Origin of the sequence: Arsukibacterium sp. (assembly GCF_036735525.1) — a bacterium.
Lineage (GTDB): Bacteria > Pseudomonadota > Gammaproteobacteria > Enterobacterales > Alteromonadaceae > Alishewanella.
This window is the reverse complement of the sequence record NZ_DAINOE010000068.1, coordinates 1-9345: the sequence shown is the minus strand read 5'-3', so window position 1 is coordinate 9345 and position 9345 is coordinate 1. Positions and strand designations below refer to the sequence as shown.

Sequence of the window (9345 nt, the reverse complement as noted above, 5' to 3'; positions counted from 1 at the left end):
TATTTTTATTGGCTTTATCAGGCCAGATCCGTCATCATTAGCCAATATTTTACAGACAGGACATTATTATGGAATATCAATTATCAACTGAAGAGTTGTCACGCATTAAAGCCCTTGATGCCGAGCAGCGCTATGAATATTTTATCCAGGCGGTCGCCGATTTAGAGCAAGTCTGGATACTGACTGACGATGAAGGTTTTGTACTGGTAAGTGCTGAAGAAGAGCGTTGTATACCGGTATGGCCCCATGCTGAACTGGCAGCAGAATGGATTGACGGTGAATGGTCAAACTGTACTGCTCAAGCGGTGGCCGTGGAAACCTGGTTAGAAAAATGGACTGATGGCTTAAGTGGCGATGATTTAGCAGTAGCCGTGATCCCAGATGCCGATGGCCCGGGTGTGGTAGTCGCGCCAGATGAACTGGCCGAAACGCTGATTAAAGCCCTTAGCGACGATTAATGCGTCGCTTCATGCGTAAACAACAAGGGCGCTATTAAGCGCCCTTGTTGTTTATAAGCGTTTGGATTTACGGATCAGCGCCATTAATTCACCAACTCATTGCCATTGGCCTGATTACTGGCAAACGCCAGCAGGTTGTCACTGGTAATACTGCTAATTTGCTGTAATGCTTCTTTGGTAAAAAATGCCTGATGGCCAGTAATAAGTACGTTAGGGAAGGTCAGCAAGCGTTTAAATACTTCATCATCAATCATTTGTTCTGACAGGTTTTCGAAAAAGATATCGGCTTCCTGCTCGTACACATCCAGTCCCAGATAACCAATTTTGCGGCTTTTCAGGCTGTTGATCACCGCTTTACTGTCAATTAAGGCGCCACGGCTGGTGTTGATTAGCATTACACCATCACGCATCTTAGCTAGCGCTTCGGCATTAATCATATGCTGTGTCGCAGGGTTAAGCGGGCAGTGCAGGCTGATAATATCGCTTTGAGCATAGAGTTGCTCCAGGCTGACATAATGGCCATCGAGCTCAGCATTTTGCTGGATATCATAACAAAGCAGTTTGCAGCCAAAACCTTTAATAATAGCGGCCGTGGCTATGCCAATGCGGCCGGTGCCTATCAGGCCGACGGTTTTACCGTGCATGTTAAAACCCAGCAGGCCATCCAGCGCAAAGTTATCATCCCGCACCCGGTTATAAGCTTTATGCAGTTTGCGGTTTAGTGTGAGCATCATCGCGATAGTATGCTCTGCCACAGCTTCTGGTGAATAGGCGGGTACCCGGGCTACGCGAATGCCCAGCTCTTTGGCGGCAGCCATATCAACATTATTAAAACCGGCACAACGCAGTGCCACCATTTCAATACCCATAGCTGACAGCTGTTGTAGCACATCGGCCGATAACTCATCGTTTACAAAGGCGCAAATGGCATGGCAACCCGCCGCCAGTTTGACACTTTGGGCATTAAGGCGCTGTTCAAAATAACTAAATTGCAGGCTGTTATCGGCCCACTGCTCAAAACCTTCACGGTCATATTTTTTACTACTGAATACGGCAACTTTCATGGGGGCTGTCCATTTAAGGGGCATTTCCGAAATTATTGTCGTAAGCATACGCTATTTTGAGCCGAGTACCTTAGCCCAGATCAAAGTCACAGCATGTCTTCAATGGCACTGGCAATGCTGGCTGGCTTAGTTCGTGGTGCATAACGCTTTACCACTTCACCCTGCTGGTTGACCAAAAACTTAGTGAAGTTCCATTTAATAGCACGGGTTTTCAGTAAACCGCGGGCATTGTCTTTCAGGTAGGCAAACAGTGGGCTGGCCTCGGGGCCATTCACCTGCAGTTTAGCCATCACCGGAAAACTGACCCCATAATTTAACTGACAAAACTGCTGGATTTCATTATCTGTGCCGGGTTCCTGAGCACCAAACTGGTTACACGGAAAAGCCAGTACTACTAATCCTTTGGCTTTAAAGCGTTGATACAGTTGTTCTAATTCCTGATATTGCGGCGTAAAGCCGCAGGCACTGGCGGTATTAACGATTAACAGTACCTTGCCCTTATAGTCTGTCAATGACACAGGCTGCCCTTGGGCATTGCTGACACTAAATTGGTGAATGGTGCTCATGCACACTCCTGTTTTGCTTTTTATCAGGGAACTTTGTAAGCTCACGCTCCAGTATGTCACAGATTTAAGTCATTTTTATGTCAAATATTGCCAGCACTGCAGCAACGCCAGCCCAAACCCGGGTGGCATTTATCGGTTTAGGGGTGATGGGCTTTCCGATGGCCGGTTACTTACAACAAAAAGGCTATCAGGTAGCGGTGTATAACCGCACCATTAGCAAGGCACAGTCTTGGGTGGAACGCTACCATGGCAGTTATGCGGCCACCCCCGCTGAGGCGGCCCATGGCGCACAGCTGGTGTTTTTATGTGTGGGTAATGATGATGACGTTCGCTCTGTGGTTTATGGTGATACGGGCGTGTTAAACAGCATGCACAGCGGTGCGGTGTTAATTGATCATACCACGGCCTCGGCCGGCTTAGCCCGTGAGCTGAGCACCGCCTGCGCGGCTAAAGGGCTGGGCTTTTTAGATGCGCCGGTATCAGGTGGCCAGGCGGGAGCAGAAAACGGCGTATTAACGGTGATGCTGGGCGGTGAGCCTGCCGCTTTTGCTAAAGCCGAAGCGGCAATCATGAGTTATGCGCGCTGTGCTAAATTACTGGGCCCGGCAGGCTCTGGCCAGTTGGCAAAAATGGTCAATCAAATTTGTATTGCCGGGGTAGTGCAGGGCCTGGCAGAGGCACTTAATTTTGCGCAAAACGCTGGCCTCGATGGTGCCGCCGTAGTGGAGGTGATTTCCCAAGGCGCGGCCTCGTCCTGGCAAATGCAAAATCGATCGCTGACCATGCTCGATGGCAAATACGATTTTGGTTTTGCGGTGGATTGGATGCGCAAAGATTTAGGCATCGCCTTAAACGAAGCCCGGGAAAATGGCAGTCATTTACCCCTTACTGCCTTGGTTGATCAGTTTTACAGCGAAGTGCAACAAATGGGCGGCAACCGCTGGGATACTTCCAGCTTGCTGGCCAGATTAAAGCGTTAAACAAAAAAGGCGCCGCGGCGCCTTTTTACTTGGATAGGGACTTAGTTAAACACCATCTCCGGTATGTCACCCTCTACTACCAACTTACCAGCGGTTTTCTGCTGAATTTCCTCAACACTGATACCGGGTGCACGCTCTAGCAGGTGAAAGGCGCCGTTGCGTACTTCCAGCACGGCTAAATCGGTGACGATTTTCTTGACGCAACCTACGCCGGTTAGTGGCAGGGTGCAGCTTTCTAACAGTTTGCTGTTGCCGTACTTGTCTGCGTGGGTCATGGTCACTACGATGTTTTGTGCGCCAGCCACTAAATCCATAGCGCCGCCCATGCCTTTTACCAGTTTACCTGGGATCATCCAGCTGGCGATATTACCATTTTGGTCAACTTCAAAGGCGCCGAGCACGGTTAAATCAACATGACCACCACGGATCATGGCGAAGCTTTCGGCTGAGCTAAAAATGGCGGCGCCTTTAATGGCGGTAACGGTTTCTTTACCGGCATTAATCATATCGGCGTCAATTTCGGCTTCAGTTGGGTAGGGGCCCATACCGAGCAAGCCGTTTTCGGATTGCAGCATTACTTCAATACCGGCCGGTACATAGTTGGCTACCAGCGTCGGAATGCCGATACCCAGGTTAACGTAGTAACCGTCTTGCAGCTCTTGCGCGACGCGCATTGCTACCTGTTCACGAGATAAAGCCATGGTTGCCTCCTTAACCTTGCCGCACCATACGACGTTCGATGCGTTTTTCAAAGTTGCCTTTGATCACGCGCTGCACGTAAATACCCGGGGTATGAATTTGCGACGGTTCCAGCTCGCCCGGCTCGACAATTTCTTCCACTTCTGCCACGGTAATTTTACCGGCAGTCGCGGCCATAGGGTTAAAGTTCATTGAGGTGTGGCGAAACACCAGGTTGCCATAACGGTCGGCTTTCCAGGCGCGAACTATGGCAAAATCACCGGTAATGGCCGGTTCCAACACATAATTACGGCCATTAATTTCGCGGGTTTCTTTGCCTTCAGCTACTGGGGTACCGTAACCGGTGGCGGTGAAAAAGGCCGGAATGCCAGCACCGCCAGCACGCATTTTTTCGGCTAGTGTGCCTTGTGGTGTCAGTTCTACTTCCAGCTCGCCGCTTAATAATTGTTTTTCAAACAGCGCGTTTTCACCGACATAAGAGGCAACCATTTTTTTGATTTGCCTGTCTTCCAGTAAAATACCCAAGCCAAAGCCGTCAACGCCGCAGTTGTTAGAAACCACTGTTAAGTCGGTGGTGCCCATCTTTTTAATCTGGGCAATTAAGCCTTCCGGAATACCACATAAACCAAAGCCACCGGCAATCACGGTCATCCCGTCTTGCAGGCCGGCCATGGCGTCTTCGTAGCTATGTACGACTTTATTAAACCCTGCCATTTGTTGTCCTCTGTTCTTTGCTGAACTTTAACGAAAACTTAGGTGTTAAATCACCGGTAATCACTCCGTGCAACTTTGCCAGAACACGCCGTAAATACCTCCATGTAGGCTCCTGTTGTTCATCCATGAAAAACACGGTTCTGTCTAAAGTGCACTGCGCGCTTACCTACTCAGATGAAGCAGGCGAGTGCGGATGTGTTTTTTTCGGCGACCGTTGCAGCCCAGGATGGGCGAATCGAGCCCCCAGGGATGGGTTTACGGCGTGTCGCAGAAAAAATACACGCAGCAATTGCCGGGATGCTGCGAACTAGTTGTTAGTTTGCGTGCACTTAGCCTTAAGTGCCAATCCTACTTTAGAACTAGGCTGCTTGCCGAGCTTGCCGGTAATAAACCAGCCAGCCTGTGCCAATGCCGTTAAATCTACCCCGTGCTCAATGCCCAGACCATCCAATAAATAGACGACATCTTCAGTGGCGACATTGCCGGATGCGCCCGCAGCGTATGGGCAGCCGCCTAAACCGGCCACCGCACTGTCAATGATGCTGATGCCGCGGTTTAGCGCCACATAAATATTGGTCAGCGCCTGGCCATAGGTATCATGAAAATGCACCGCTAATTTTTCGGCCGGTACCATAGTCAGCACTGCATCGAGCATAGCGTTTACTTTAGCCGGGGTGCCAACACCTATGGTATCGCCCAGTGATATCTCATAGCAGCCCATCTCCAGCAAAGCTTTGGCCACTAACGCCACTTCTGTCGGTGCCACCTCGCCCTGATAAGGGCAGCCGACCACGCAGGACACATAACCGCGCACTTTAATGCCATCGGCTTGCGCTGCAGCTACCACAGGCGCAAAACGCTCCAGGCTCTCACTGATACTGCAGTTAATATTTTTTTGACTAAAGGCTTCTGATGCAGCGCCAAAAATCGCCACTTCAGTGGCGCCAGCGGCTTTAGCAGCTTCATAGCCCTTTAAATTTGGGGTCAGCGCCGCATAGGTAACGCCGGCTTTGCGATTAATACCGGCAAATACCTCAGACGAGTCGGCCATTTGCGGTACCCACTTGGGCGAGACAAAGGCGCCGCTTTCAATGTAGCAGTGGCCGGCAGCGCTGAGCAGATCAATTAAGGCAATTTTATCGGCGGTGCTGACGCTTTGCTCGTTTTGCAGGCCATCACGCGGGCCTACTTCGACTATCCGGACTGTTTGCGGTAAGCTCATGCTTGCTCCGGGCTAAAATCGACCAGTTCGGCGCCGTCTTTTACCAAATCGCCCGCGCCGTAAAATACCTCATTCACCACGCCATCTTTCGGCGCTTTAATGCTGTATTCCATCTTCATCGCTTCCATGATCACCAGCGTATCGCCGGCTTTAACATGGGCACCGGCTTTGGTCATTACCGCGACAATAGTACCGTTCATTGGTGCCGTTAAGCTGCCGGCATGCTCGCTGCCATCAAGCTCTGTGGTGACTTCTGTACGGTAAATAAAGTCGTAGCGATGGTGCTTAATAAATACGCTAATGGTGTCCTGATAGCGGCTGACCCTTACCTTGGTTTTATGATCGCCCAGCGTAGCGCTGAGTTCATCACCAGCAAGCTCAGCCAGACAGCAGATTTGCTGGCCTTGTAACTCGACCACATAATGCTGTTGCTGCTCGCGAATGGTCAGTTGCTGCGCTGTATCGTCGTGCAGTAAATTCAGCACTACGGTAGGAGTTTCATTTAAGCGCCAGCCATGGCTGTATTGCCAGGGGCTGGGGATTTTATGGTTTTGCACCGGCGCTTTTTGCTGCTCTAAGATAAATAAAGCTGCCAGCACCAGCGCTTGGTTGTTTTCTTTGTTGGCTGGTGCGAACAGCGTGTCCTGATGGTGATTAATAAAGTTGGTATCAAGCTCGGCCGCTTTAAAGGCCGGGTGCTCGGTTAAGCTGGTTAAGAAGCTTAAGTTAGTGGTCACACCGGCAATGCGGTAGTCATCCAACGCACGCAGCATGCGGGCAATGGCCCGATCTCGGCTTTCATCCCAGACAATAAGTTTGGCAATCATCGGATCGTAATAGGGCGATACTTCGTCATTCTCGACGACGCCGGTATCCACCCGCACATAACGGCTCTGCTCAGGCTGACGTAAATAAGTCAGTTTGCCGGTTTGCGGCAGGAAGTCGTTGTCGGGATCTTCTGCATACACCCGTACTTCAATGGCATGGCCATCAATTTGTACTTCATGCTGGCTTAGCGGCAGAGGCTCTCCGGCGGCGACTAATAACTGCCATTTCACTAAGTCCTGGCCGGTGATCATTTCAGTCACCGGGTGTTCAACCTGCAGCCGGGTATTCATTTCCATAAAATAGAAAGAGCCGTCTTCGTCAAACAAAAACTCAACAGTACCGGCACCACGATAATCAATCGCTTTGGCCGCTTTCACTGCCGCTTCGCCCATCGCTTTGCGCTGTTCAGCGCTAAAATTCGGCGCTGGCGCTTCTTCAATGACTTTTTGGTGGCGGCGCTGAATAGAGCAGTCGCGCTCCGCTAAATACACGGCATTGCCATGATTGTCGCAAAACACCTGAATTTCGATATGTCGTGGCTTGGTTAGGTAGCGCTCTATCAGCATTTTATCATTGCCAAAACCGGCTTTGGCTTCCCGTCGGGCGCCGGCGAGTGCATCGCTGAATTCTTCTTGTTTCCAGACCACCCGCATGCCTTTACCACCGCCACCATAAGCGGCTTTTAACAGCTGCGGATAACCAATTTTGGCAGATTCCTCGGCCAGCAGAGCATCAGACTGATCTTCACCATGATAGCCCGGTACCAGGGGCACGCCGGCATCGGCCATAATTTTCTTGGCAGCACTTTTCGAGCCCATCGCCATAATAGCGCCAACCGGTGGGCCGATAAATACCACACCAGCCTCGGCACAGGCTTTGGCGAAGTCTTCGTTTTCAGATAAAAAGCCGTAACCCGGGTGAATGGCTTGGGCGCCGCTTTGCTTGGCAATGTCGATAATTTTATCGCTGCGCAGGTAAGAGTATTTGCTGGGCGCCGGGCCCAGTAAATAGGCCTCGTCGGCCATGCGCACATGACGGGCATTGGCATCCGCTTCTGAGTACACAGCAACGCAGCGGATGCCAAGCTTGTGGGCGGTGTCGATAACGCGGCAGGCTATTTCGCCACGGTTGGCAATCAGTATTTTGCGAAACATATTAGTTATCCTGTAACCAGTTAGGCTGGCGTTTAGTTAAAAAGGCCTGTAGCCCTTCCTGACCTTCTTCAGACACCCGAATGCGGGCAATAGCCGCAGTGGTCAGTTTAATCAGTGGTTCGTCAATAGCTTGCTGATATATCTCGGCCAGTAATTGTTTAGCACTGGTGACTGCCGCCGGACTATTCTGTAGCAAGCTATGGATCAGCTTGTCGACGCTGCTACTTAGCGCCTCTTTTTCAAGCACTTCGTGCAGTAAGCCCAGTTGTTTAGCGGTATCGGCACTAAAACGCTCGGCCGTTAAAAAATACCGCCGACATTGCCGCTCGCCCAGCGCGCGCATCACATAAGGGCTTATCACCGCCGGTATTAAGCCAATTTTAACTTCGCTTAAACAGAAACTGGCATTGTCACTGGCTATGGCGATATCACAACATGCCACCAGGCCAACGGCACCACCAAAGGCGGCGCCTTGTACTACAGCAATAGTTGGTTTGGGGAAACTATCCAGCTTATGCATCAGCATGGCCAGCTCATTGGCGTCATCCAGATTTTGCTGATAGTCTTTTTCGGCCATCGAACGCATCCAGTTTAAATCGGCACCGGCAGAGAAGTTTTTGCCATTTGAGCTCAGTACCAGCACCTTCACTGTCGTATCGGCCGCCAGCTTATCCAGCACCTGGATCAGCTCGGCAATCATCAGATCATCAAAGGCGTTATGGACTTCAGGGCGATTTAGCACAAGGCTGGCCACGCCGCGCTGGTCGATACTCACTTGGGTGTAAATCGGGTTCATCTTTTCTCCGAAAGTGCTAATTCAACCTGAGACTGTATTTTTCCGAAATCATGGTTGCTGCGTGTATTTTTGTCTGCGACACGCCGTGAACCCATCCATGGGGGCTCGATTCGCCCATCCTGGGCTGCAACGGTCGCCGAAAAAATCACATCCGCACTCATTCCATTTCTCGTAGCGGCAAGCGTATGTCCTACATCCTGAACACACCAAACTTAGTCTCTTCAATTGGCGCATTCAGTGCTGCTGCCAAGGCCAGACCTACCGTCATACGGGTTTGAGCCGGGTCAATAATACCGTCATCCCACAAGCGGCCACTGGCGTAATAAGGGTGGCCTTGCTTTTCATATTGCTCAATAATTGGCTGCTTCAGGGCTTTTTCGGCTTCGGCCGACAGGGTTTCGCCTTTACGGGCCAAACCATCTTTAGTGACCTGTGCCATCACGCCTGCCGCTTGCTCGCCGCCCATTACTGAAATACGGGCATTAGGCCACATCCACATCATGGTTGGGTCATAGGCACGGCCACACATGCCGTAGTTACCTGCGCCATAGCTGCCGCCAATTAACACGGTAAATTTCGGCACCTTGGCACAGCTAACGGCCATTACCATCTTGGCGCCATGCTTGGCGATGCCTTCGGCTTCATACTTTTTGCCGACCATAAAGCCGGTAATGTTCTGTAAAAACAGTAGCGGGATTTTGCGCTGGGCACAGAGCTCGATAAAGTGCGCGCCTTTTTGCGCCGATTCCGAGAAAAGTATCCCGTTATTGGCGACAATGCCCACCGGATAGCCAAAGATGCGTGCAAAACCACAGACCAGGGTCGCCATATAGTTGTTTAAACTCATCAAAGTCTGAGCCATCA

General features: G+C 50.9%; 9 protein-coding genes and 1 pseudogene. 2 read left to right on the top strand and 8 right to left on the bottom strand.

Going from position 1 to position 9345, the window contains the following annotated elements; translation table 11 throughout:
* The first annotated feature begins 68 nt into the window (after positions 1 to 68).
* Positions 69 to 458, top strand: a complete 390-nt coding sequence (locus V7D78_RS12710) for a DUF2750 domain-containing protein (protein ID WP_333608826.1) — start codon at positions 69 to 71, stop codon at positions 456 to 458.
* An 83-nt stretch (positions 459 to 541) separates the two neighbouring features.
* On the opposite strand, the gene V7D78_RS12705 is transcribed toward V7D78_RS12710, so the two are convergent.
* Both V7D78_RS12705 and V7D78_RS12700 read right to left on the bottom strand, forming a co-directional pair.
* Entirely contained in the window at positions 542 to 1522 is a 981-nt protein-coding gene (locus V7D78_RS12705; protein ID WP_333608825.1) for a 2-hydroxyacid dehydrogenase, read from the bottom strand.
* Positions 1523 to 1608: 86 nt separating this feature from the next.
* Positions 1609 to 2088, bottom strand: coding sequence for a glutathione peroxidase (locus V7D78_RS12700; protein WP_333608824.1), 480 nt, complete (start codon positions 2086 to 2088; stop codon positions 1609 to 1611).
* Between the two features lie 77 nt (positions 2089 to 2165).
* On the opposite strand from V7D78_RS12700, the gene V7D78_RS12695 reads away from it, so the two are divergent.
* Positions 2166 to 3068, top strand: a complete 903-nt coding sequence (locus V7D78_RS12695; protein WP_333608823.1) for an NAD(P)-dependent oxidoreductase — start codon at positions 2166 to 2168, stop codon at positions 3066 to 3068.
* Positions 3069 to 3109: 41 nt separating this feature from the next.
* Here the strand turns inward: V7D78_RS12695 and V7D78_RS12690 are convergent, their stop codons facing one another.
* From V7D78_RS12690 to V7D78_RS12665, 6 genes and pseudogenes are all read right to left on the bottom strand, one after another.
* Entirely contained in the window at positions 3110 to 3769 is a 660-nt protein-coding gene (locus V7D78_RS12690; protein ID WP_333608822.1) for a CoA transferase subunit B, read from the bottom strand.
* A 10-nt stretch (positions 3770 to 3779) separates the two neighbouring features.
* Positions 3780 to 4481 (bottom strand): CoA transferase subunit A, encoded by a 702-nt coding sequence (locus V7D78_RS12685; RefSeq protein ID WP_333608821.1) that lies wholly within the window; start codon positions 4479 to 4481, stop codon positions 3780 to 3782.
* 307 nt (positions 4482 to 4788) lie between these two features.
* Positions 4789 to 5703 carry a hydroxymethylglutaryl-CoA lyase gene (locus V7D78_RS12680; protein WP_333608820.1) on the bottom strand — a complete coding sequence of 305 codons (915 nt, stop codon included), beginning with the start codon at positions 5701 to 5703 and terminating at the stop codon, positions 4789 to 4791.
* The gene (locus V7D78_RS12675; protein ID WP_333608819.1) at positions 5700 to 7685 is read right to left on the bottom strand and encodes an acetyl/propionyl/methylcrotonyl-CoA carboxylase subunit alpha; all 1986 of its coding nucleotides are present in this window, start codon (positions 7683 to 7685) and stop codon (positions 5700 to 5702) included. Before V7D78_RS12675 ends, V7D78_RS12680 begins: the two co-directional genes overlap by 4 nt.
* 1 nt (position 7686) lies before the next feature.
* On the bottom strand, positions 7687 to 8481 hold the full coding sequence (locus V7D78_RS12670; protein ID WP_333608818.1) for an enoyl-CoA hydratase/isomerase family protein: 795 nt from the start codon (positions 8479 to 8481) through the stop codon (positions 7687 to 7689).
* A 190-nt stretch (positions 8482 to 8671) separates the two neighbouring features.
* Positions 8672 to 9345: pseudogene (locus V7D78_RS12665) on the bottom strand (carboxyl transferase domain-containing protein); the annotation flags it as partial.